Origin of the sequence: Amycolatopsis sp. La24 (assembly GCF_029087445.1) — a bacterium.
In the GTDB taxonomy this organism is placed as follows: Bacteria; Actinomycetota; Actinomycetes; order Mycobacteriales; family Pseudonocardiaceae; genus Amycolatopsis; species Amycolatopsis nivea.
Genome location: NZ_JARACH010000040.1, coordinates 42983 through 66045, shown reverse-complemented (window position 1 = coordinate 66045; position 23063 = coordinate 42983). Strand labels below are relative to the sequence as shown.

23 protein-coding genes are annotated in these 23063 nt (G+C 69.1%); 10 read left to right on the top strand and 13 right to left on the bottom strand.

Going from position 1 to position 23063, the window contains the following annotated elements; translation table 11 throughout:
• Positions 1–56 precede the first annotated feature (56 nt).
• Together PUT80_RS30585 and PUT80_RS30580 are read left to right on the top strand one after the other, a co-directional pair.
• A complete protein-coding gene (locus PUT80_RS30585; RefSeq protein ID WP_205669868.1) occupies positions 57–569 on the top strand; it encodes a MarR family transcriptional regulator in 513 nt (170 codons plus the stop codon).
• Complete coding sequence (locus PUT80_RS30580) at positions 566–964, top strand: hypothetical protein (RefSeq protein WP_275294264.1); 399 nt, start codon at positions 566–568, stop codon at positions 962–964. Before PUT80_RS30585 ends, PUT80_RS30580 begins: the two co-directional genes overlap by 4 nt.
• Here PUT80_RS30580 and PUT80_RS30575 read toward each other — a convergent pair.
• The 3 genes from PUT80_RS30575 to PUT80_RS30565 all read right to left on the bottom strand — a co-directional run bounded on the left by PUT80_RS30575 (position 961) and on the right by PUT80_RS30565 (position 2873).
• Positions 961–1212 carry a hypothetical protein gene (locus tag PUT80_RS30575; RefSeq protein ID WP_275294263.1) on the bottom strand — a complete coding sequence of 84 codons (252 nt, stop codon included), beginning with the start codon at positions 1210–1212 and terminating at the stop codon, positions 961–963. The two genes, PUT80_RS30580 and PUT80_RS30575, sit on opposite strands and share 4 nt — an antisense overlap.
• A 132-nt stretch (positions 1213–1344) precedes the next feature.
• The gene (locus tag PUT80_RS30570; protein WP_275294262.1) at positions 1345–2097 is read right to left on the bottom strand and encodes a maleylpyruvate isomerase family mycothiol-dependent enzyme; all 753 of its coding nucleotides are present in this window, start codon (positions 2095–2097) and stop codon (positions 1345–1347) included.
• A gap of 59 nt (positions 2098–2156) precedes the next feature.
• Entirely contained in the window at positions 2157–2873 is a 717-nt protein-coding gene (locus PUT80_RS30565) for a class I SAM-dependent methyltransferase (protein WP_275294261.1), read from the bottom strand.
• Positions 2874–3054: 181 nt separating this feature from the next.
• Here PUT80_RS30565 and PUT80_RS30560 point away from each other — a divergent pair, with 181 nt between their 5' ends.
• Positions 3055–3462 (top strand): hypothetical protein, encoded by a 408-nt coding sequence (locus tag PUT80_RS30560; protein ID WP_275294260.1) that lies wholly within the window; start codon positions 3055–3057, stop codon positions 3460–3462.
• 95 nt (positions 3463–3557) lie between these two features.
• On the opposite strand, the gene PUT80_RS30555 is transcribed toward PUT80_RS30560, so the two are convergent.
• Positions 3558–4208, bottom strand: coding sequence for a response regulator transcription factor (locus PUT80_RS30555; protein ID WP_037817539.1), 651 nt, complete (start codon positions 4206–4208; stop codon positions 3558–3560).
• A complete protein-coding gene (locus PUT80_RS30550; RefSeq protein WP_275294259.1) occupies positions 4196–5440 on the bottom strand; it encodes a histidine kinase in 1245 nt (414 codons plus the stop codon). The genes PUT80_RS30555 and PUT80_RS30550 overlap by 13 nt, the downstream gene beginning before the upstream one ends.
• A gap of 171 nt (positions 5441–5611) precedes the next feature.
• Between PUT80_RS30550 and PUT80_RS30545 the strand changes: the two genes are divergently transcribed.
• On the top strand, positions 5612–6802 hold the full coding sequence (locus PUT80_RS30545) for a cytochrome P450 (RefSeq protein ID WP_275294258.1): 1191 nt from the start codon (positions 5612–5614) through the stop codon (positions 6800–6802).
• Positions 6803–6805: 3 nt separating this feature from the next.
• On the top strand, positions 6806–7021 hold the full coding sequence (locus PUT80_RS30540; protein ID WP_037817535.1) for a ferredoxin: 216 nt from the start codon (positions 6806–6808) through the stop codon (positions 7019–7021).
• Positions 7022–7381: 360 nt separating this feature from the next.
• Here the strand turns inward: PUT80_RS30540 and mtnA are convergent, their stop codons facing one another.
• A complete protein-coding gene (gene mtnA / locus PUT80_RS30535) occupies positions 7382–8347 on the bottom strand; it encodes an S-methyl-5-thioribose-1-phosphate isomerase (protein ID WP_275294257.1) in 966 nt (321 codons plus the stop codon).
• Between the two features lie 60 nt (positions 8348–8407).
• Here mtnA and PUT80_RS30530 point away from each other — a divergent pair, with 60 nt between their 5' ends.
• Complete coding sequence (locus PUT80_RS30530) at positions 8408–8806, top strand: RidA family protein (protein WP_275294256.1); 399 nt, start codon at positions 8408–8410, stop codon at positions 8804–8806.
• 1 nt (position 8807) lies between these two features.
• Here PUT80_RS30530 and PUT80_RS30525 read toward each other — a convergent pair whose 3' ends face one another.
• The 6 genes from PUT80_RS30525 to PUT80_RS30500 all read right to left on the bottom strand — a co-directional run bounded on the left by PUT80_RS30525 (position 8808) and on the right by PUT80_RS30500 (position 16142).
• On the bottom strand, positions 8808–9788 hold the full coding sequence (locus PUT80_RS30525; protein ID WP_275294255.1) for a GTP-binding protein: 981 nt from the start codon (positions 9786–9788) through the stop codon (positions 8808–8810).
• 13 nt (positions 9789–9801) lie between these two features.
• Positions 9802–11163: a UbiD family decarboxylase gene (locus PUT80_RS30520; protein ID WP_275294254.1), complete on the bottom strand. Its 1362-nt coding sequence runs from the start codon at positions 11161–11163 to the stop codon at positions 9802–9804.
• Positions 11160–11765, bottom strand: coding sequence for a UbiX family flavin prenyltransferase (locus PUT80_RS30515; protein ID WP_037817523.1), 606 nt, complete (start codon positions 11763–11765; stop codon positions 11160–11162). The genes PUT80_RS30520 and PUT80_RS30515 overlap by 4 nt, the downstream gene beginning before the upstream one ends.
• A 9-nt stretch (positions 11766–11774) precedes the next feature.
• Positions 11775–13136: a nucleobase:cation symporter-2 family protein gene (locus PUT80_RS30510; protein WP_134730488.1), complete on the bottom strand. Its 1362-nt coding sequence runs from the start codon at positions 13134–13136 to the stop codon at positions 11775–11777.
• 209 nt (positions 13137–13345) lie between these two features.
• A complete protein-coding gene (locus tag PUT80_RS30505; protein ID WP_205673240.1) occupies positions 13346–14701 on the bottom strand; it encodes a nucleobase:cation symporter-2 family protein in 1356 nt (451 codons plus the stop codon).
• A gap of 34 nt (positions 14702–14735) precedes the next feature.
• Positions 14736–16142: an amidohydrolase gene (locus PUT80_RS30500; RefSeq protein WP_275294253.1), complete on the bottom strand. Its 1407-nt coding sequence runs from the start codon at positions 16140–16142 to the stop codon at positions 14736–14738.
• Between the two features lie 340 nt (positions 16143–16482).
• Here PUT80_RS30500 and PUT80_RS30495 point away from each other — a divergent pair, with 340 nt between their 5' ends.
• Entirely contained in the window at positions 16483–17466 is a 984-nt protein-coding gene (locus PUT80_RS30495; RefSeq protein WP_238604928.1) for an amidohydrolase family protein, read from the top strand.
• A gap of 25 nt (positions 17467–17491) precedes the next feature.
• Here PUT80_RS30495 and PUT80_RS30490 read toward each other — a convergent pair whose 3' ends face one another.
• Complete coding sequence (locus tag PUT80_RS30490) at positions 17492–18487, bottom strand: LacI family DNA-binding transcriptional regulator (RefSeq protein WP_238604929.1); 996 nt, start codon at positions 18485–18487, stop codon at positions 17492–17494.
• Between the two features lie 82 nt (positions 18488–18569).
• Here PUT80_RS30490 and pucD point away from each other — a divergent pair, with 82 nt between their 5' ends.
• The 3 genes from pucD to PUT80_RS30475 all read left to right on the top strand — a co-directional run bounded on the left by pucD (position 18570) and on the right by PUT80_RS30475 (position 22671).
• Positions 18570–20894: a xanthine dehydrogenase subunit D gene (pucD, locus tag PUT80_RS30485; RefSeq protein WP_275294252.1), complete on the top strand. Its 2325-nt coding sequence runs from the start codon at positions 18570–18572 to the stop codon at positions 20892–20894.
• A 425-nt stretch (positions 20895–21319) separates the two neighbouring features.
• Positions 21320–22198, top strand: coding sequence for an FAD binding domain-containing protein (locus PUT80_RS30480; RefSeq protein ID WP_037817512.1), 879 nt, complete (start codon positions 21320–21322; stop codon positions 22196–22198).
• Entirely contained in the window at positions 22189–22671 is a 483-nt protein-coding gene (locus PUT80_RS30475; protein WP_134730498.1) for a (2Fe-2S)-binding protein, read from the top strand. Before PUT80_RS30480 ends, PUT80_RS30475 begins: the two co-directional genes overlap by 10 nt.
• Positions 22672–23063: the final 392 nt, after the last annotated feature.

Sequence of the window (23063 nt, the reverse complement as noted above, 5' to 3'; positions counted from 1 at the left end):
TCTTGACGTCAAGGTATTCTCCCACTGTCTTGATGTCGAGAGAAAGGTCCGTGCCGGTGAACACAGCGCCGCGGGACGCGGTCGACGATCTGGTGGACGCTGTCCGGCGCGGGGGCGGCGACGAGGGTGTGCTGGCCGCGAAGTCGCTGTCCTACCGGCTGCGCCGCGTCGCGCACCAGCTGGAACTGGCCATGCGCCGCGAACTGTCCGCGCACGGGATCGAGCTGTGGGAGCTGGAGATGCTCGCCGCGCTCAAGCGCGCGCCCGGGCACCGGCTGACGCCCGGGCAGGTGATGGCCGCGGTCGAGCTGACCTCGGGTTCGGTCACGCACCGGATCACCCGGCTCGAGGCGCGCGGCTGGGTCCGCCGCGACAAGGACCCGGGCGACCGGCGTTCGGTGCTGGTGTCCCTCACCGAGGAGGGCAAACGGCAGGCGCTCGCGTCGTTCGAGCTCAAGACGGAGATCGAACGCGAAATCGCGAAGGCTCTCGACCCGGAAACCATCGACGTGGTGAACGACGCGCTGCGGCGGGTCTCGCACCACCTCAAAGGAAAGGACGAGCAATGAAGCGGGAAACCCTTGGCGCGGCGGCCGTCGTCGCGGGCCTGGCCGCCGCCGCGCCGTCGGTGTGGCAGACGGTCACGCACATCACCGATCCGAGCTACCGCGCACCGGAGGTCCGCCACGGCGGAGGGCACGTGCAGTACCACATGGCGCGCGAAGCTCTGATCACCGCGGGCGCGTTCGGTGCGGTGGGGACCGGTTTGGCCGCCGGGCGGGATCGCTCGCCCGCGCTGTGGCGGGCAATGGCTTGTGCCGCAGGCGGTTTTGTGGCAGCGATGTGGTCGGGCGGTCCGGCGACGGGGGTGTGGGCGCCGAATCGGAAGGCGCTGGCGATTCACGTCGCGTCGACGAGCGCGTTGTCGGTGGGCGTCGCGTTGCTGCGGCCCCGGCGGCGTTAGAGGAACACTCGGGCGTTCTCCAGCCACGCCTTCGCGTCCTTGCCGATCGCGGCCAGACCGGTTTCGTCCAAGCCGCGGCGCTGGGTGATGCGAAGGCAGAAATCCCTTGCGCTGCCCCGGATCCGCTGTGCCGCGTCGTCCGGGCCCCAACCCCAGAGGACCCCTTCGGGACTGGTCAGTTCGACCCGGATCGGCTCGGTCGGCAGCGGAAGCTGAGCGGCGTAGAACGACAGCCCGCGCCCGGCCACGCCCAGTGCGGCGATGTGGTCGGGCGGTCCGGCGACGGGGGTGTGGGCGCCGAATCGGAAGGCGCTGGCGATTCACGTCGCGTCGACGAGCGCGTTGTCGGTGGGCGTCGCGTTGCTGCGGCCCCGGCGGCGTTAGAGGAACACTCGGGCGTTCTCCAGCCACGCCTTCGCGTCCTTGCCGATCGCGGCCAGACCGGTTTCGTCCAAGCCGCGGCGCTGGGTGATGCGGAGGCAGAAATCCCTTGCGCTGCCCCGGATCCGCTGTGCCGCGTCGTCCGGGCCCCAACCCCAGAGGACCCCTTCGGGACTGGTCAGTTCGACCCGGATCGGCTCGGTCGGCAGTGGCAGCTGGGCGGCGTAGAACGACAGCCCGCGCCCGGCCACGCCCAGTGCGGCGATGTGCTTGAGCCGGTCCGTCGGGCGGTGCTCGACGCGCACGGTGTCGAAGATGTCCTGCCCGTGCGCCCACGTTTCCATCAGTCGAAGCGCCACCGCGAGGGTCGAGGTCGACTGCGAGCCGTACCACGGAAACGCCTGGTCCAAGGGGATTTCGCCGAGCGCCGCGGCGACTTCGGCACGTCCGGCGCGCCAGTGGTCCAGCAACTCCGCACGCGGTCGCGCGGCTCCCTCGGCCGCGACCGCGTCGGCGTTTTCGCCCAGCACCGCGGCGAACTTCTCCGGCGTCCGGATGGCGAGGACGACGTTCGCGTCGGCTGCCGCGAGATGCGCGATCTGGTGCGCGATCGTCCATCCCTCGGCCGGCGTCGGTCTCGACCAGTCGGGTTCGGCGGACACCACCGCGTCGAGGTCGTCGCCTTCTGCGAGCAAATCGGGCAGCGCGGCTTCGCGGGTGATTTCGGACAGATCCAGGCCGTAGTCCAGCATGCGACCACGCTATCGGCAACGCGGTCGCGGCCGGGTCGTTCGGGAACCGGTCATGGCACTTACGGGCAGCTGGTTTCCGCCGCGACGATCAGGAAGTTCGGCATCCGCACGTGACTCTCGATCCCGTCCGCCAGCGCGGGATCCAGCCCCGGCTCGACGACTTCGCGCACCCGGCAGCCGAGCGCGGCCACTTCGTTGAGATACGCGGAAAGCGGCCGATGGAAGTCGGACGCGTCGCGTCCGGCGATCTCGTACTCGGCCAGATACTCCGTCTGGCGGTACTCGCCGTACTTCCGCCAGGTATCGAGCAACTCCTCGAACGCCGGATGCACGATGGCGAACACGAACAGCCCGCCCGGCCGCAGCGCCTCGACGCAGGCGCGCATCGCGGGCTTCCACTCGGGAATCGCCATGAGCACCATGCTGCAGACGACGGCGTCGAACGGCTCCATCTCCGGCAGCCGGGCGAGATCCGCCCGCACGTAGGAAATCCCCTCGCCCGCCTTCTCCCGCGCGAACGAAATCAGGCTCTCGGCCGGTTCGACCCCGGTCACCTCGGCCCCGCGTCCGGCGAGCATCCGGCTGAAATACCCGTTGCCGCAGCCCGCGTCGAGTACCCGACGGCCGCGCACATCGCCGAGAAGCCGCAGGAGGACCGGGTTGAGCAGATGCTCTTTGGCGAAGTCCCCGCGCTCGGCGGTCGCTTCCATCGATTCCCGGGTGCTCCCGGAGTTCCACTGCTGGATCGCGGTTTCGTTCGTCCACGCGGAAGTCATTGAATCGAGCCTAGTGCTCCAGCCGCGCCGGAAGGTGTACTTACTGCCACCTTCAAGTCGGATAGGAGCGTTACTGCCTCAGGCACGCCGCGACGACATGCTGATTTCGTGCCCGAGGGGCGGGCACCGAAGGGAGTCAGGTGCCATGGCGTGCGGTGTCCCGCGGATTCGTCCGAAAACCGTGGCCGCTTCGACGTTCCCCTTACTGGCCACGGTTCTCACCGTGCTCGGGCTGGCGATGATTCCCTGGCTGGTCTTCCTGCACGCCGAACTGCCTGCCACCGCTCAGGCCTCGCACTGGGCCTGGACGTGGACGGGGCTGGACAGCCTTGAGGCGCTGGGCCTGCTCGCCACCGGCCTGCTCCTCAGACGCGGCGACTGCCGGGCCGGGCTGACCGCCGCCGCGACCTCGGCCCTGCTGCTGTCCGACGCCTGGTTCGACACGATGACGGCTGCCCCGGGTCCGGACTTCCAGCTGGCGATGCTGATGGCGGCCTTCGCCGAGGTGCCGCTGGCGGTGGTCTGCGCGGTCCTGGCGACTAGGGCCTTCCCTCGGCCGGGTCGCGGAGCGGAAGAGCTCGTGCCGTGACCGGCGTTGGGCGTCGTGCAGGGGCCCAGCACCGGAATCGGGTGTGGGAATACCGCGGCGGCACCTCCGCCCGCTCTGGAACTTTCCCGCGATCCTCAGGCCCGGGACGCGCCGAGGAATCGCAGCACGGCCAGGACGCGGCGATGGTCCGCGTCGGCCACGGGCAGGTCGAGCTTGGCGAAGATGTTGTTGATGTGCTTCGCCACCGCGCTCTCGCTCACCACCAGCGCCTGCGCGATGCCGGCGTTGGAGCGTCCCTCGGCCATCAGCCCGAGCACGTCCCGTTCGCGAGGGGTCAGCCGCGCGAGCGGGTCGCTGTCGCGTCGCAGCAGCAGCTGGGCGACGACCTGGGGGTCCAGGGCGGTGCCCCCGTCCGCCACCCGCCGGACCGCCGCCACGAAGTCGGCGACATCGGCGACCCGCTGTTTGAGCAGGTAGCCCACCCCGCTGGTGTTCGCGGACAGCAGGTCGGCCGCGTACCGCTCCTCCACGTACTGCGAAAGCAGCACCACCGGCGTCCCCGGCCAGCGGCGGCGGATCTCCATCGCGGCCCGCACGCCCTCGTCGGTGAAGCCGGGCGGCATCCGGACGTCGATCAAGGCGAGTTCGGGCCGATGCTCTTCCACCGCCGCCAGCAGTCCGTCCGCGTCGCCGGCTTCCGCGACGACCTGGAACCCGCCCGCCTCCAGCACCTTGATCAGGCCGACTCGCAACAACACCGAATCCTCGGCGATCACCGCGCGCACGGCAGCTCCGCGGTGACGGTGGTGGGCCCTCCGACGGGGCTGCTGACGTGGAAGGTCCCGTCGAGAGAACCGACTCGCTTGGCCAGCCCGGTCAGACCCGTCCCGGTGGTGGCGTCGGCACCGCCGAGCCCATTGTCGGTAACGCGAACGCGCAGCACCTCGCCGATCTGGCGCACCGTCACCTCCGCCCGCATCGCGTTGGCGTGCTTCGTCGCATTGGTCAGCGCTTCGGAAATCACGAAGTACGCGACTGACTCCACGTTGGGTGCCACCCTTTCCTCCAGATCGACCCGCAGCCGCACCAGGAGGGGCGTGCGGGCTCCCAGCCCGGACAACGCGGCGTCCAGTCCTCGGTCTTCGAGCACGGCCGGGTGCAGCCCCCGCACCAGGTCGTCGAGTTCGGAGATCGCCTCCTTCGCCTCCAGATGCGCTTTCGAGAGCACCTCGCGGGCATCACTCGGCAGGTCCGGGCGGGTGGCGAGGGCCAGACCCAGATTGACCGCGAGAGACACCAACCGTTGCTGGGTGCCGTCGTGCAGGTCGCGCTCGATCCGGCGGCGCTCCGCGTCGACGGCCTCGATCAAGTCGGTCCGGCTCCCGGCCAGCTGATCGACCCGCTCCTGGAGCCACTGCGCCCGGCTGGGCCCGAGCAGGCTCAACGCCAGGCGCGTCTCGGCCCGGGCTACTGCCCGCGCGGTCCAGGGCAACGCGCACAAGAGGAGGAGTCCAGCCGCTGTGTAAGCCGGTAATTGGGTCAGGTAGCCGAACGCGTGCTGGCGGATTTCGGTTGGCAGCGCCCAGGACCAGGCGTAGGCGAGGGCGCCCGCCAAGCCCGCCGCTGCCAGCGCCAGCACCAACAGTTCCAGCAGTGCGAGCAGCGGGCCCAGCAGGAGGTGGTAGCCGATCTTGCGCCAAGGACGCGTCGCCGCGAGCCACCGGACGGTCGAGGACCACGTCCATTGTTCCGGCGGGGGAGCGAGCCGGGGGACATCCACGCCGATGAGCGCCCGGTAGCGAACCCGCTGAACGGCCGTCAGCACCGGGGTGCCGAGCAGGACCAAGGCGGCCGACACGGGACCGGTGAGGAGCCAGTTCTCGGTCCTGGCGGCAGTCACCGCCGCCCAAGCCCATACGGGCACCAGTGCCAGGTGCGGCAGCACGCCCGCGGCGAGAAAGCCGGTGTCCCGCCGCGCCCGGATGACCGCGCGGCTCAGCCCGGCTGGAATTTTCATGGCATGACGCTAGGACACCGCCGGAAGGCGGTGCCATGAAACCCGCACCCGGTCTCATGGTGAACCTAGTGCCACCCGGCCCCCGGAAGCTCCTGGTGGATTGACGCGCGGCCGAGGTCGGGTGTAGGCATGTAAGCACCTGCTTACAACGGTACCCGGGGAGTCGTTGGCATGACCACCACGCACACCGAACCGCTCGCCTACCCGTTCAACGAGGAGGCGGGCCTCGCGCTCAACGAGGCCTACACCGCCGCTCGCGAGAACGCCGGGATGATCCGCGTCCAGATGCCGCACGGCGAGGCTGCCTGGCTCGCCACCCGCTACGCCGACGCCCGGCTCGTGCTCGGGGACCGGCGGTTTTCCCGCGCGCTGGCGCAGGAAAGCGACGAACCGCGGATGTCGGAGTACCGGCGTCCGGGCGGCATCCTCTCGATGGATCCGCCCGACCACACCCGGCTGCGCACCCTCGTCGCGAAGGCGTTCACCGCGCGGCGGGTCGAGGAGCTGCGCCCTCGGGTCGCTCGGCTGGCCGACGACCTGATCAAGGAGCTGCGGGAGCACGGGCAACCGGCTGACCTGGTCGATCTGTACGCGCTGCCGATCCCGGTCGCGGTGATCTGCGAGCTGCTCGGCGTGCCGGTGGGCGACCGGCCGCAGTTCCGCGAGTGGAGCGACGCGGCGTTGTCGACCACGCGGCTCACGCCGGAGGAGTCGGAGCGCAGCCGCGAGGAACTGCGCGCGTACATGGCCGGGTTGATCGCCGAGCACCGCGCCCAGCCGCAGGACGACCTGATGACCGCGCTCATCGAGGCTCGCGACGTGCGGGATCGGCTCACGGAGCTGGAGCTGGTGGACCTGTGCGTCGGGATTCTGGTCGCCGGCCACGAAACGACCGCCAGCCAGATTCCCAACTTCGTCTATGCGCTGCTGGAACAGCACGAGCACTGGGAACGGCTGTGCGCGGACCCGTCGCTCATCCCGACCGCGGTGGAGGAGTTGCTGCGCTTCGTGCCGCTCGGCGCCGGGGCCGGGTTCGCCCGGTACGCGACGGAGGACGTCGAGGTCGGCGATGTCCTGGTGCGCCAAGGGGAACCGGTGCTCGTGGCGATCGGCGCGGCCAACCGCGACCGGCTGCAGTTCGGTACTGCGGACCAGCTCGTGCTGGACCGCGGGGACAACCACCATCTCGGCTTCGGGCACGGGGTGCACCACTGCCTGGGCGCCCCGCTCGCGCGGCTGGAGTTGCAGGAGGCATTGCGGGCGCTGACCCGCGAGTTGCCGGGACTGCGGCTGGCCGGGGATATTGAGTGGAAGACGCAGATGCTGGTCCGCGGACCGCGGTCGATGCCGATTGGGTGGTGACGGATGACCTGGAAGGTCGAGGTCGACGGGGGCACGTGCATCGGCAGCGGGATGTGCGCGTCGCTGATGCCGGAGACGTTCGCGCTGGACGGCGCCACCGCCCGGGCGATCGCCGAGACCGTCGAACCGGACGAAACCGTGCTGGACGCGGCGGATTCCTGTCCCGCCATGGCGATCACCGTGCGAAACGGTGCGGAGATCGTCGGCCCGCGGCCTTAGCTCCGCACCCCAGGCGTGCCGTGGAACCCTGACGGAGTCTGATTCCCCATGTCAGGAACTTAAGAGGTGCGGCAGGTGCGTCTCGGGTGCGTTCGTCCGGGTCGGCGGTGTGTCCGGGGCAGGATGTGGGATCAGCGGTCCGTGGGTCTGTGAGGGCCCCCTTGAGGGAATCAGATTCCCTCAAGGGGGCCCTCACGGACCGCACACCGCGCTTCCGCCCGCCCGGCCCGTCTGCCGGCAGCCAGCCCGGCCTTCCCGACCCGGGCGGACGCGCTCCCCACGCGCCAGCAGGGCCGCCTTAAGTCCCTGGCATTGGAACCAGATTCCCTCCGGGGCCCCCTCACGACTTCTCCGGAGCGCTCACGAGCCGAACACGCCGTCCTCGGTAACTACCGCGGTGACGAGCGCGGCAGGCGTGACGTCGAAGGCCGGATTGAACACCGCCGCCCCGTTCGGCGCGACCTGCGCCCCGCCGAACTCGGTCAGCTCGGACGACGCGCGTTCCTCGATGGAGATGTCCGCGCCGGTGGCGAGGCTTTTGTCCACTGTGGACGTCGGGGCGACGACCACGAACGGAACACCGTGGTGCGCGGCGGCGATGGCCAGCCCGTAGGTGCCGATCTTGTTGGCCACGTCGCCGTTCGCCGCGATCCGGTCCGCACCGACGAGCACGCAGTCCACCCATCCGCGTGCCATCGCCGCGGCCGCCGCGCCGTCCGGTTGCACGCGGTAGGGCACCCCGGCCTGCTCGAGTTCCCAGGCGGTGAGCCGGGATCCCTGCAGCAGCGGCCGCGTCTCGTCCACCAGCACCGACTCGACCAGGCCGCGCGCGTGCAGGTGCCAGACGACGCCGAGCGCCGTGCCCCACGAGACAGTCGCCAGGTGCCCGGTGTTGCAGTGGCTGAGCAGTCGCAACGGCCTGCGCGGGCACGCGTCCAGCACGACTTCCGCCGCGTGCGCCGACGCCGTGCGGTTGCGATGCTCGTCCTCGTCGAGCATCGCCTGTGCCTCCGCGAGCACCGCATCGGCACCGTCCGGCAGCCGGTCCAGTGCCCGGGAAACGCCCCAGGCCAGGTTGACCGCCGTCGGCCGGGCGTGCGCGATCCGGTCCGCCTCCGCCCGCACGTCCCCGCCTTGGCGAGCCGCCAGCGCGACCCCCAGCGCGCCCGCCGCGCCGAGCGCCGGTGCTCCGCGAACCGCCAGCCGTTGGATCGCTTCGACCAATTCGGGCACCGTGCGCAGCGTGAGCGTGCGGTACTCGCCCGGAAGCGCGACCTGGTCCACGATCACGATCGCCCCGTCGGCCCAGTCGATGGTCCTGCGCATACGCCCTCCGTCCGGAAATCCCGTGGCGGACCGCCGCCGCGGTGAGCGACGATCCGCCTCGTGACCATTGAACGGCAGAACCCGCCCGCCTTGCATCCGACTCCCGGCTATCACCACGTGACCACCACCGACGCGCGCCGCACCGTGCACCTCGCCGGCCAGTGCCCGCTGACGCCCGGCGGCGAGGTCGTCCCCGGCGACGTCCTCGCGCAGGTGGACCAGGTCGTCGCCAACACCGGGATCGCGTTGACGCATGCCGGCGCGACCCCGGAGGACGTCGTGCGCACGGTGATCTACGTGGCCACCTCCGATCAGTCGACCCTTTCAGCGGTGTGGCAGCGGTTCACGAACTCCTCGATCGCCGCGGCGTTCACCACCGCGAGCACGCTGGTCGGCGTGACGTGCCTGGGCTTCACGGGGCAGCTTGTCGAGCTGGACGTGACCGCGGCGCTCGCCTGACTCACCGCCCAGCCGCGGCCAGGCTGCAGCGGGACACCGAGTCGGTCAGCTCCGCGCGGTCGAGGTTCCGCCCGATGAGGACGAGCTTGCTGACCGGCGGCGCCGTGCCCCAGTCGCCGGCGTCCGTCAGTTCGTAAATCCGATGCACGCCTTGCAGCACCGTCTTGCGGTCGAAGGCGAGGATTCCCTTGAACCGGTACAGGTCGTCGCCGCGTTCGGCCAGCAGGGCGGTGAGCCACTGTTCGAACGCGGCGCGCTCCAGGGGGTAGTCGAGTTCGATCGAGACCGATTCCAGCGTCGGGTCGTGGTGGTGCGATTCGTCTTCGAGCCAGTCCGGGTCGGCGGCGACGGTGCGGTTCAGGTCGAAGGCGTTGATGCCGAGGATGTCGTCCAGGTCGACGCTGCCGTAGCTGGACGTGAGGATGTCCGCGGTCGCGTTGACCGAGCGGAGCTGGGTGCGCAGTTCCTCGATCTCCGGCTCGGTGACCAGGTCGATCTTGTTGAGCACGATCCGGTCGGCGAACGCGATCTGGTTGCTCACCTGGCCGCCGACGCCGTCGTGTTCGCCCTCCTCGAGATGGCTGCCGACGTGCCGCGCGTCGACCAGCGTCACGATCGCGTCCAGTGCGAACGCCGACGAAACCTCGTCGTCCACGAAGAACGTTTGCGCGACCGGGTTCGGGTCGGCCATGCCGCTGGTCTCGATGAGAATCCGGTCGAAGCGTTCGCGGCGGCGCAGCAGTGACTGCAGGATTTCGATCAGGTCCGTGCGCGCGGTGCAGCACAGGCAGCAGCCGTTGCTCATTTCGATGATCTTCTCGTCGCCGCCGAGCACAAGGGCGTTGTCGATCGGGATTTCGCCGAATTCGTTCTCGATCACCGCGATCCGGTGCCCGTGGTTCGCGGTGAGGATGTGGTTGACGAGCGTGGTCTTGCCGGAGCCGAGAAAGCCGGTCAGTACGGTCACCGGGATTTTGGCCATGGTGTTTCCCTCCTTAAACGTTCCCGCCGAGAATCCGGCGAGCGTGCTGACGTGCTTCTTCGGAGACGACAATGCGATTGCCGTCGAAGTGCGGCCCGCGGGTCGCGTCCAGACCCATCCGGGACGTCGTCCCGTCGGAGCCCGAGGACGGGTCGAGCGGCGAGCCGGGCAGACCGTCCACAGTGAACAGGTCCTGGTGCGGCTGGAAATGCGTGGCGAGCGCCCAGAGGACGTCGCTGTCGCTGGTGACGTCGACGTCCTCGTCCACCGCGATCACGGTCTTCACGTACGGGTCCCAGCCGAGCAGGCCGAGCATCACCTGCCGGGCTTGACCGGGCCGTCGCTGGCGAAGCGCGACGTAGCAATGGAAGTGCGTGCCGGATGTCGGATAGTGCACCGCGGTGACGTCCGGGAAACGTGCTTTGAGCTTCTCCGCCATTTCCGATTCCCGTGGCACGCGCGCGAGATTCAGGTGCTCGTCAGTGTTTCCGCCGACGACGTCGATGAGCATGGCGTCGGAGCGGCGCAGGACGGTGTGCACGCGCAGGAGGTTGTTGGTCGAGCGACTCGAGGAATAGCCGGAGAACTCGCCGAACGGGCCTTCGTCCGCGTGCTCGGACGCGTCGATGGTGCCTTCCAACACGAAGTCCGACCAAGCCGGGACGCCGATGCCATGCCGGGGAGTGCGCACGACTTCCAGCGGTTCGCCGAGAAGCCCTCCAGCTACCGCGCGCTCGTCCACGTCGTAACCGACCCGCGCGGACGCGGCCAGCATGAACAGCGGATGCCCGCCGAGCACCATCGCGACCGGCATCGGTTCGCCGCGTTCGGCGTACTTCTGCAGCATCCGCCACAGATCCCCGCGAGAATGGAGACTGGTCGCCAGTTCGGTGCGGGAATGCGGCATCGCCCGGTGGTAGCTGAGGTTGCCGACGCCGGTGTCCGGATCCTCCGCGACGATGATTCCGCTGGTGACGTAAGGAGAACGGTCGCTGGCGAAGTGCCGGAGCATCGGGATGGCCGCCAAGTCGACCTCGGTGGTCACCTCGTCCAGCACCGGTCCGCTCTCGACCACCCGCGGCGGTACCGCGCGGAGCGCCCGTTGTTGATAGGCACTGTGCAAACCGGACGGTCCGGTTTCGAGCATGCGGGCGATCCGCTGCCGCGAAGCGAACATGTTGCTCACCACCGGCACGTCGAGCCCGGTCACCTTCCGGAACAGCACCATCTCGTGCCGTCCGGCCGCGGCGAGTTCGTAAATCACCCCGGTGACGCCCTCGTCGGCCGGGACCGGGTCGTCGAGGACGAGCACGTCGTCGGGAAACTCGTGGCGGTACTGGTCAACGAAAGCGTGGGGATCTTGCCGGTGGTTCACCGCGAAACTCCTTGCGAGGCGGGCGGCCCCTGCCAGCGCGCGAACAGGTCGTGCTCGATGCCGAACTGGTCGAGCACCTTGCCGGTCAGGTGGGCGAGGATGTCCTCAATGGACTCGGGCTGGTGGTAGAAGGCGGGCATCGGCGGCAGCACGGTCGCGCCCGCCTCGGTCACCGCCACCAGATTGCGCAGGTGCACGAGGCTCAACGGGGTTTCCCTGGCGACGAGCACGAGCGGACGGCGTTCTTTCAGGGTGACGTCGGCGGCGCGGACGAGCAGGTCGTCGCTGTAGCCGTGCGCGATCCCGGCGACGGTTTTCATCGAGCACGGCACGACGACCATGCCCATGGTGCGAAAGGAACCGGACGCGATCGACGCGGCGATGTCCCCGCGCGCGTGGCGGACGTCGGCGAGGTCGGCGACCTCGGCGGGCGGCATCCCGGTTTCCAGTTCGACGGTGCGGTGCGCGGCTCGCGACATGACCAGATGCGTTTCCACCGTGCCGAGCTTGCGCAGCGCGGTCAGCAGGTGGACAGCCAGGTGCGGGCCGCTGGCCCCGGTGATGCCGACGATCAGCCGGGGCCGCTGCGGTTCGGTGCCCATGACGTCCTTTCAGGACTGGGAAAGTTTCGCGGCGGGTTCTCGGTGCACGAGCGGCTCTGCTGGCCGCCGTTTCCGAGCAGCGAAGAAAAGCAGATTCAGCAGCACCGCCAGCACGGTTCCGGTGGCCACGCCGCTCTTGAGGAAAACCTGTGCGGCGAAGGGAAACTGCTTGTAGAAGTCCGGCGCTCCGGCCGGGATGAGGCCCACGCCGAGCGACAGCATGACGATCACCAGGTTGCCGGTCTGGTTGAAGTCCACTCGGGACAGCAGCTGGATGCCGGACACGGTGAGCGCGGCGAACGTGGCGACCGCGGCCGCGCCGATCACCGGCTGCGGGATCGCCGCGATCACCCGGCCGACCGGTTGCACCACGCCGAAAACGACGAGGATCATGCCGCCGACCGCGACCGGGTACCGGCTGCGCACCTTGGTCAGCGCGACGAGCCCGATGTTCTGGCCGAAGGTGGTGTAGGCGAAACCGTTGAACACGCCGCTGAGCGCGGTGAGCAGCCCGTCCACCCGCAGCAGGTTCGCGACGTCGCGCGGCCCGACCTTCTTGCCGACCACCTGCCCGACGGCGAGCCCCTGTCCGGACGCCTCGACCATCAGCACGAAAACGATCACCAGGAACAGCAGAATCGACGGGATGTCGAAATGCAACGCTCCGTAGTGCAGTGGTTTCAGCAATCCGAAAACGGGACCGTCGGCGACCCCGGCGAGACTGCCCAGTCCGGTCAGCCAGCCGACGATCGCGCCGACGGTCAGCGCGATCAGCATCGCCAACTGGCCGAGCAGACCGCGGAACACCCGGTAGAACACCGCGATCAGCGCGAGCGTGAACCCGGCGAGCGCGAGATTCGCGGGCGCGCCGTAATTGTGCGCGGACGGAGTGGAACCGGCGATGAGTTTCAGCCCGACCGGGATCAGCGTCAGCCCGATCAGCGTGATGACGGTTCCGGTGACGACCTCCGGGAACAGCTTGAGCAGTTTGCTGAACAACGGCGCGATCAGCACCCAGAGCACGCCTACCACGAGCAGCGAGCCATACACTGTGGACAGCCCCTGGGTGCTGCCGATCAGCACCATCGGGACGATGCCGTTGGACGCGGCCCCGACGACGAGCGGCATCCGGATGCCGAATTTCCAGACGCCGAACGCCTGCAGCATGGTGCCGATCCCGGCGAGCACCAGGTCGACGCTGACCAGGTCGGCGATCTGCGACTGCGGAAGCCCGAGCCCGGCGCCGACCACGATCGGCACCACGACGACGCCGGCGTACATCACGAGCACGTGCTGCAAACCCAGCAGCACCAGCGGACCGAACCGGGGACGTTCGTCCACCGGGGACGGGGGAGACGGGTGACTGGCCATGATTCCCTCACCTCGTTGGGCCGGCGGGGCCGGGAAACGGCCGGGCCGGGCGGATCGCGGGGCGTCGCCGGAGCCGGACGGGCTGCCGGCGGCGAGGACCCCCGGCCGCGCGCGAACCTGCCGCCGCACCTACGGGGTTATGGGATGAGCGAAGATTTTTCCTTCCCTGCAAGGAGTTTCGACTATGGTGCATCGGAAGCCGCCGAGGGTCAATACCCGGGCGCGGCTTCCGTTCCGGTGCGCGGAGCCCGCTCCCGGCGGTTGAGCACGAGGTTCAGCAGGAACGCCGCGATGCCGCCGGCGGCGATGCCGCTCGTCAGTACCGTCTGCACCACCACGGGCAGATGTTGGTAAAACTCTGGCGCGCCGACCGGCAGAAGACCGAAGCCGAACGAGATGGCGACGATCAGGATATTGCGGCCGTTGCTGAGATCCGCCTGGCTCATGATGCGCAGCCCGACCGCTCCGACGGTGCCGAACATGACCACGCCGACGCCGCCGAGGACCGGTCCCGGCAGCGACGCGACGGCCGCGCCGAGTTTCGGCACCAGGCTCATGAGCACCAGCACCGCGCCCGCGGTCGCGACCACGAACCGGCTCATCACGCGGGTGATGCTGACCAGCCCGACGTTCTCGCCGAAGGTAACGACGGTGAACGAGCCGAACACGCCGGCGAACGCGGTGCCGAGCCCGTCCGCGCGCAGTGCCCGGGAAATCTCCGGCGGACCGACGTCGCGGCCGACGATCTGCCCGATGGCGAGCGTGTCGCCGGTCGATTCCACCATGTTCACCAATTGCACGATGATCATGGGCAGCAAAGCGGACAACGCGAAGGTCGGCATGCCGAATTCGAACGGTTTCACCACGCCGAACCAGTCCGCTTGCCCGACCGAACTGAAGTCCGCCATGCCGAGCGGAACCGCGACGAGGGTGCCGACCGCCAGCGCGATCAGGATCGCGAAGCGGCGCACCGCGGGCGGGGCGAACCGTTCCAAACAGACAGTCAGCACGATGATGCCCAGGCCGAGAATCAGCCGTCCGGCCGAACCGTGGTCGGCCGCATTCGGGTTGGACCCGGCGATCAGCGTCGCGGTGGAGGGCAGCAGCGAGAACCCGATGATCGCGATGATCGTCCCGGTCACGATCGGCGGGAAGAACCGGATCAGCTTGCTGAACCACGGCGCGACCAGCCAGGTCAGCAGCCCGGCGACGATCGTCGCGCCGAAGACCGCGGGCAGTCCGGCCTCCTTGCCGACGATGATCGCCGGGGTGATTCCGGTGAAGGTCGAGCCCATCACGATCGGCAGCCGGACGCCGACGTTGCCGATCCCGAGCGTCTGCAGCAGCGTCGCGATGCCGCTGACCAGCACGTTCGCCGTGATGAGCGTGGCGATCTGCGCGGTGGACAGGCCGACGCCGAGCCCGATCAGCAGCGGGACGGTGACCATTCCGGAATAGGCGACCAGCAGGTGCTGGATGCCGAGGGGGAGCATCTGCCGGAACCGGGGGACGGTGTCGACCGCGTCGCGGGTTTCGGCTCGGGTGGTGCGCGGACGGAATCGCATGGTTTCCTCCACAGCGGGGAAGGGGGAGCGCGGATCACCGCGCCCAGGGAGTGAGCAGTCCGCCCATGCCGCTGCGTTCCAGCAGCCGGGCCGCGTGCCGTTCCGCCTCGTCGGCGGCGGCCGCTTCGTCGACGCGGACGCACTGTCCGGCGCGGTAGACGATCTCGCCGCCCACGATCGTCAGCTCCACATCGGACCCGCGGGCGGAGTAGACGAGGGCGGCGACGGCCCGGTGCACCGGGCGCACGTGCGGACGGTCGAGCGCGGTCACGATGACGTCGGCGAGTTTGCCCTCGCTCAGCACACCCGCGTCGATTCCGGCGTAACGGGCCCCCTCGCGGGTGGCCATTTCCAGCGCGTCCTCGGCCCGCAGCGCGGTCGGGTCCAAAGTGGCCGTTCGCTGGCCGAAGACGCTGAGTTTCATCGCCTCGAAAAGATCTTGCCGATGGCCGCAGCTGGGACCGTCGGTGCCGAGCGCGACCGGGACGTGCTGTTTCCGCATGCTCGCGATTTGCGCGGTGCCGGAGGCGAGGTAGCCGTTGGACGCCGGGTTGTGCGAAACTCCCGCGCCCGCCGCCGCGATCTGCTCGATTTCGGCTTCGTCGAGCCAAATCGCGTGCGCGAGCGTGGCCCGTTCGTCGAGCAGGCCTTCCTTCGCGAGCCACTCGACCGGCCGCACCCCGTGGGTTTCGAGATAGCTGACCGGATCGGTTTTGCTCTCGCAGCAATGGGTGTGCCAGCGAGTGCCGTATTCCCGGGCGAGTTCGACCGTCTGGCGGACGAGTTTCTGCTCCACGTAACAGAGGTTGAGCGCGGCGGGCCAGACGGAGACCTTCGAACTCGGCGGCCGGTGCTGCATCGCCTCGCGGGTGATCGCGAATTCGTCCTCGCTCGAGTAGCGGAACAGTTCGATCGGCTGGCCGCGACGGTCGGCGATTTCGGTGCGCTCGCCCAGCATGCCGCGGGCGACCGCGCCGCGAAGCCCGGCTTCCTCGATGACGTCCGCGACGGCGAGCGTCGTTTCAAGATCGCTTGGCGCGTAATGGTTGTCGATCACCGTCGTAATGCCGGCGCGCAACGCTTCGACCGCACCGAGCCGTGCCCCGGCCACCGCTTCCGGTCCGGTGATCGCGATCGAGTACGGCCACATGAATTCGCACAGCCACGGCACGATCGACATGCCTTCGCCGAGCCCTCGGGCGAGTGCTTGGTAGAGGTGGTTGTGCCCGTCGACCAGGCCGGGCAGCACGGCTTTGCCGCGGCAATCGACGACCTCGGCGGCGCGCCAGCGTTCGGTGCCAGGCCCTTCGCCGACGCCGGCGATCCGGTCGCCGATGATCGCGACGTGGCCGGTCTGATGGACAGTGCGCTGGTCGTCGACGGTCACCACGGTGCCGCCGGTCAGCAGGAGATCGCAGGGTTCCGGTTCCGCAGCCGACATCGGGCCGCCCTTCCCCGGGCGGGGTCGGACCCGGCCCGGCGGTCGTCTCCAGCGCGCGGCTGGAGGCAGTTGGCCGAACGGTTGGCCCGAAACGGGAGGTCACCGGCGCCCGGCAGCACCGCCGGGTCGTTCAATGCAAAGCCCTCGCGGGATCGGTGTCAAGAGGGGAGTGCGGAAAAGGCTTGCCGCGCAAGGCATTCGGCGATCATGTGTTGACACCGGGCGGCGGAGGTGCTGCACTCGGTTGCGCCGGAGCGCGGATCGCGCTTCCGGGTCCCGTAGGTGCGGTGAAGCGCGGCCGGGGAGTCCTTTACTCAAGTCTTGCGTAAGGAGACATCCGGTGATTATCGATACCCATGTCCATCCGACGAATCTCGTCGACGAAGCCTGGCGGCACACCGGAACCCCGTTCACCGGCGAGCGCACGCTGGAAATGATGGACGGTCCATTCTGGATCAACGGCAAGCCGCGGCGCGTGGACGTCAGCTGCATCATGCCGCCGCCGGGGAACACGACCTGGCGCGAGGGCAACAAAACCGGCCGCGAGGGCATCCGCGAATACCAGGCGTACGTGACCTCGCTGGTGCAGCAGTACCCGGACCGGTTCGTCGGCAACTTCATGTACAACCCGCGTTTCGGCCCGGAAAACGGCGCGGCGGAGCTGGCCTTCCACGTGAAGGAATACGGCTACAAGATGCTGAAGCTGCACGCCAACATGCATTCCTACCGCCCGGACCGGGCGCTGGACTGGCTGCGGCCGGTGATGCGGGTGTGCGACGAACTCGGCGTGATCGTGCTGATCCACACCGGGGACGGGCCGTACTCGATCCCCACCCAGTTCTACCCGATCATCCGCGAGTTCCCGAACGTCACGTTCATTCTCGGCCATTTCGGCATCCAGACCGGCGGCGTCTACTGTTTCGAGGCGTTCTGGATGATCCAGGACTCCCCGAACGTGATCGGCGAATCGGGCTGGCTGCTGCAGTCGCGCATCGTCGAATTCGCCAAGGAGATGAAGAAGAGCGACCTGGTCTTCGGCACCGATTCGCCGCCGAACGAGCCCGGCATGTGGGCGCGCGAGCTGGAAGTGCTGTGCCACCAGCCGCCGCAGGGCCTGAACCTGTCGGAGGACGACCTGGAGGGCTACCTCGGCAACAACATGGCCAAACTGCTCGGCCTCGCGCCGACGCCGCCGCCGAAGGACAAGGCGGAAGCCGAGGCGTATTTGCGTGGCGACATTCCGCAGGCGTCCGCGGCGAATACGCACGCGTCGCATTATCTCGGCTACACGCCTTCGGCGTGGGCAGAGGCCGCTAGTTCCTGATTCCGTTGGCGCGCCGGCTGCGGGGTCAGTCGCACCCGCAGCTGGCGCGCGCGGTCAGGTGGACGTCGAGGACGCGGTCGTCCGGCTGGGTGTTCCCGCGGAGCTGGTCCAGAGTGGACACCGCGGCGTCGGCGAAATCGTCGAAGGAATGCCCGGCAGTGGACAGCGCGGGCCAGCTGTGCGCGGCGGCGTCGGTCCCGCCGAAGCCGATCACCGCAAGGTCTTTCGGCACGCTCAAGCCGAGTTCCGCCGCGACCGTGAGCGTGTCGAGCGCCAGCCCGTCCGCCGTCGCCATGATCGCGCGCGGCCGCTCCGGCGACTGCAACCACCGCCGGATATCGGCCCGTGCGGCATGCCGGTCGAGTCCGGTGCGGACGACGTTGCCCGCGCTCCGCTTCGCCGCCCGCATCGCCTCGGTCCAGCCTCGGGCGCGATCGGCCACCGGCCCGGACCGCGCGGTTCCGGTGAGGCAGCCGATCTCGCGGTAGCCGTGCCCGAGAAGGTGCTCGGTGGTCAACCGTCCGCCCGCCTTGTTGTCCAGCACGACGGACGGCGCGGCAGTCCCGGCCGGGGCGTGGTGGTGCAGGTAGACGACCGGAACGTCCAAAGTGGAGTGGGTGGCGGCCGCTCCGGCGATCTCCGCGCGGACGAGCAGCAGGCCGTCCACGCGCATGTTGGCCAGCGATTCGGCGTACCGCAGCTCCTGTTCCCGGGAGAACGCCGAATTCCCGAGCAGGACAAGGGATCCGCGAGCGAACGCGGCCCGCTCGACCGCGTGCGTGAGCTGGGTGAAGTAGCCCTCGCTGCTGTCTGGCACGACCAGCCCGAGCACATTGCTGCGCGTGGACCGCAACGCCCGCGCGACGAGGTTCGGCCGGTACCCGAGCTCGGCGATCGCCTGCTCGACCCGTGCTCGCGTGGCGGGCGCGACCGGCCGCGGGCCGTTGTTGAGCACGTAACTGACCACGGCCGGCGAGGTGCCCGCCAGCCGTGCGACATCGTCCCGGGTGACCCGCTGCATGCGCCAGACGATACCCGAAGAGCCGTTGACAGTCCCGATCTACACGTGTTGAATCCGTGCAGTCGGCAACGCAGGAAAGCTGGTGGTCATTGTGGACTCGCTGGTACGCGCCGCGGAAACCGGGAAAGCCGCCGGGGTGGGCGAAAGCGCCCTCCGTCCGGACGGCACCGCCAAGGTAACCGGCAGGTTCGCCTATTCGTCGGATTTGTGGATCGAGGGAACGGTCTGGGCGACCACGCTGCGCAGCCCGTACGCGGCCGCGCGGATCCGGTCCATCGACACGAGCAAGGCGCTCGCCCAGCCAGGCGTGCACGCCGTGCTCACCCATGAGGACGTGCCCGGCGCGAAAACGTACGGAATGAAATCCGCCGACCAGCCGGTCCTCGCGGTGGACGAGGTCCGGTATCACGGCGAACCGGTGGCGCTGGTCGCCGCCGACGACCCGGAAACCGCCCGGCAGGCAGCAAAACTGATCATCGTCGACTACGAACCGCTCGACCCGGTCACCGATCCGATGACGGTCCTGGACGAGGGCGTCCGTCCTATTCATCCGGACGGCAACCTGGTCCGGCACGTGAAAATCCGCCACGGCGATCTAGCCGCGGCGCGCGCCGAAGCGCACGTCGTGGTCACCGGCGAGTACGAAGTCGGCATGCAGGACCAGGCTTTCCTAGGCCCGGAATCCGGCTTGGCGATTCCTTCCGAGGACGGCGGCGTCGAGCTTTACGTTTCCTCGCAATGGCTGCACAAAGACCTGGAACAACTGGCCCCGTGTCTGGGATTGCCGCCGGAAAAAGTGCGGCTGACCCTGGCCGGTGTCGGCGGCGCTTTCGGCGGCCGGGAAGACCTCTCCGTCCACGTGCACGCCTGCATGCTCGCCCTGCGCCTCGGCCGTCCGGTCAAGATGTCTTACAACCGCTACGAATCCTTCTTCGGGCACGTGCACCGCCACCCGGCCAAGATGCGCTACGAACACGGAGCCACCAAGGACGGCCGCCTGGTCTACGTCAAAGCCCGCCTGGTTTTAGACGGCGGCGCTTACACCTCAACTTCGCCCGTGGTAATCGCCAACGCTTGCTACTTCGTCACCGGCGCATACGACGTCCCGAATGCCGAAATCGACGGCCTAGCAGTATTCACCAACAACCCGCCCTGCGGCGCAATGCGCGGTTTCGGCGCCGTCCAATCGGCCTACGGCTGCGAGTCCAATATGGACAAACTCGCGCACGAACTAGGCATGGATCCGATGGAATTGCGGCTCCGCAACGCCATGACCACGGGCACCGTCCTGCCCACCGGCCAAGCCGTCGACGGCCCAGCCCCAGTCGCGGAACTGCTGCAAGCCCTCCGCGACCGTCCGCTGCCGCCGGCTGGCGCTGATGATCTGCTGTCCCTGCCCGGCGGAGCCGCCAACACGACGCACGGCGAGGGGGTGCGTCGCGGAGTCGGCTACGCGGTCGGGGTGAAAGCGATCGGCTACTCAGGAGGCGTCGACGACATCTCGACGGCCCGAGTCGCCTTGGCGGTAGTGAACGGCGCCCCGGTCGTCTCGGTGCACACCGCCGCCGCGGAGTGCGGACAAGGCGTCACCACGGTTCAGTCACAGGTAGCGAGCACGGAACTGGGCGTCTCGCGGGTAGTCGTCCTCCCCGCCGACACCCAAATCGGCGACGCCGGTTCCGCGTCCGCCTCCCGCATGACGTGGATGTCGACCGGTGCCGTGCAAGGTGCCTGCCGCCACCTCGCCCGGGAACTCCTGCGCCGCGCCGCCGACACCTACAACCTGCCCGCTACGGCCCTGTCGCTGGGCAACGACCACGTCCTGGACAGCGGCGGACATCCGGTGTGCCCGATCGCCAGCGTCGTCGGTTCGGACACCGTCTCGCACACCTTCGAGTACCACCACCGCCCGACCCAAGGCATCGACCCGGAAACCGGCCAGGGCAACGCACACATCGCGTTCGCCTTCGCCGCGCACCGAGCCGTGGTGGACGTGGATGTCGACCTGGGTTTGGTGAAGGTGGTCGAGCTGGCGACCGCCCAGGACGTCGGCAAGGCAATGAACCCGCTAGCCGTAGAAGGCCAGATCGAAGGCGGCAGCGTACAGGGCCTGGGTTTGGCTTTGATGGAAGAAATCCTGGTCGACCGCGAGGGCCGGGTACGCAACCCGTCCTTCACGGACTACCTGATCCCGACCGTGCTGGACGTCCCGCCGATGCCGATCAGCCTGTTCGAATTCCCGCATCCCGACTCGCCGTACGGCCTGAACGGCGTAGGGGAGCCGCCGACCCTGTCGTCGACCCCCGCGATCCTGAACGCCCTCCGCTCCGCGACCGGCCTGCCCCTGCCGAACGCCCCCATCCGCCCGGACGACATCGCCTTGGCCGGTCGTCGCGCCGCTTCGTGATGGTGGCTCGTGTGCGCTCGTGTGCAGTGGTCCGGCGTTGCCTATTCACAGCGGTCCGTTTCGTGAGCGCGGTAGCGCGTGTGCACTCGTTCGCAGTGGTCCGGCGTGCCCTGTTCGCAGCGGTCCGTTTCGTGAACGGTCCGTTTCGTGAACGTGGTGGCCCGTGCGCAGCGGTCCGCCGTGACTGTCCGCAGCGGTCCGTTTCGTGAGTGCGGTGGCCCGTGCGCAGCGTTCCGCCGTGACTGTCCGCAGCGGTCCGTTTCGTGAGCGCAGTAGCCCGTGTGCAGCGGTCCGGCGCGACCTGTTCGCAGAGGCCCATTTTTCCTTCGTGCCGCATGCCCCCGGCCTTCCTCCCCCTTCTCGCCCGTGCCCCTTTGCCCTTCCTGCCCGTCCCTGACCGGCAGTCTGCCTCCCGGAGGTGCCCCGTGGATTTCCTGACCCCCGCGACCTGGGCCGAAGCCCTGGCCGCCAAGTCCGCCCGCCCGGACGCCGTGCCGCTGGCCGGCGGCACCGACGTCCTGGTCGAACTCAACTTCGACCACCGCCGCCCGCCCGCGCTGCTGGACCTCACCCGGATCGGCGACCTGACCGAATGGACCGAGCGAGACGGCCGGATCCGCCTGGGCGCAGGCGTCTCGTACACGCGAATCATCACTGAATTAGGTACCCGCCTCCCCGGCCTGGCGATGGCGAGCCGCACCGTCGGCTCCCCGCAAATCCGCAACCGAGGCACCGTCGGCGGAAACTTAGGTGCGGCCTCTCCGGCTGGAGACGCCCACCCCATGCTGCTGGCCTGCGACGCGACCATCGAAGTCGCGTCCGTCCGCGGCACCCGGATGATCCCGGCGACGGAGTTCTACCAAGGCGTCAAACGCAACGCTCTGGCCCCCGACGAGCTGATCGCCGCCATCCACCTCCCCGCCGCGACCGGCCCGCAACAGTTCGCGAAGGTCGGCACCCGCAACGCGATGGTCATCGCAGTGTGCTCGTTCGCCCTGGACCTGGCCCCGGAAACCGGCTGGATCGGCGCCGCGGTCGGTTCGGCCGCCCCGACCCCGCGCCGGGCAACCGCCGCCGAAGACTTCCTCCGCGACGCCCTGTCCGACGCGTGGACCTCCCGCTCTCGGCTGCCGGACGCGGTTGTCCGCCGCTTCGGCGAACTGGCCGCGAGCGCCGCGTCCCCGATCGACGACGTCCGGGGCAGCGCCGACTACCGCATCCACGCGATCGCCGTACTGGCCCGCCGGACGTTGAGCTGGGCCTGGGAAGACTACCGGAAAGGCGGGCAGCCGAAATGCGCCTGAACCTCACTGTCAATGACGAACCGCGCACCGTCGACGAGGTGTGGGAGGGGCAGAGCCTGCTCTCCGTGCTGCGTGATCAACTGGGTTTGCCAGGCTCGAAAAACGCCTGCGAACAAGGCGAATGCGGTTCGTGCACAGTGTATCTGGACGGTACCCCAGTGTGCTCGTGCCTGGTCGCCGCGGGCCAAGCCGAGGGCAGGAACGTCCGCACAGTAGAAGGCCTAGCGGACGGCGACCAGCTGGACGCAGTACAACAAGCCTTCCTCGACACCGGCGCCGTGCAGTGCGGCTTCTGCACACCGGGGTTGATCGTCGCCGCGCATGAGTTGGTGCACCGCGTGGATGCCCCTTCGGATCCAGAAATCCGCGAGGCATTGGCCGGGAACCTCTGCCGCTGCACCGGATACGAAAAAATCCTGGACGCGGTCCGCCTGGCCTCGGCCCGGGTGGGAGAGGCTGCGGGGCCCGGGTGATGTTTGCGGGCCGTTCGACGCTCGCCAGCCTGCGGTGGCCGAGCTAGCTCAGGCTGGACTGCGCGCAGCTTGAGCTAGCTCAGCCCTGCACGGGAAGACGCATCGCGACCTCGACCATGGACCGCGGCCCAGGCTGGGCGACCGCGTCCGCCCAGCCAACGGGCGGCTCGCCGCTTGCCTGCAACGACCACGCGGCCCAATCCCGGGCTCCAGGTCCGTGCCGGAAACCCCACTGCTTGGTGTGTCGCCCGAGCCTGCCCCCCCAGCCCCGCGGCCCACGAAGATGGCTCGGCCCGAGGGCGCGCCAGTGCCGGTCTCGGGCTCGGGCCAGCAACCCGCGGGCTCGGCCCGGTCTGTCTCGGGCCTGCGGACCGCAGCGGAAACTCGCATCG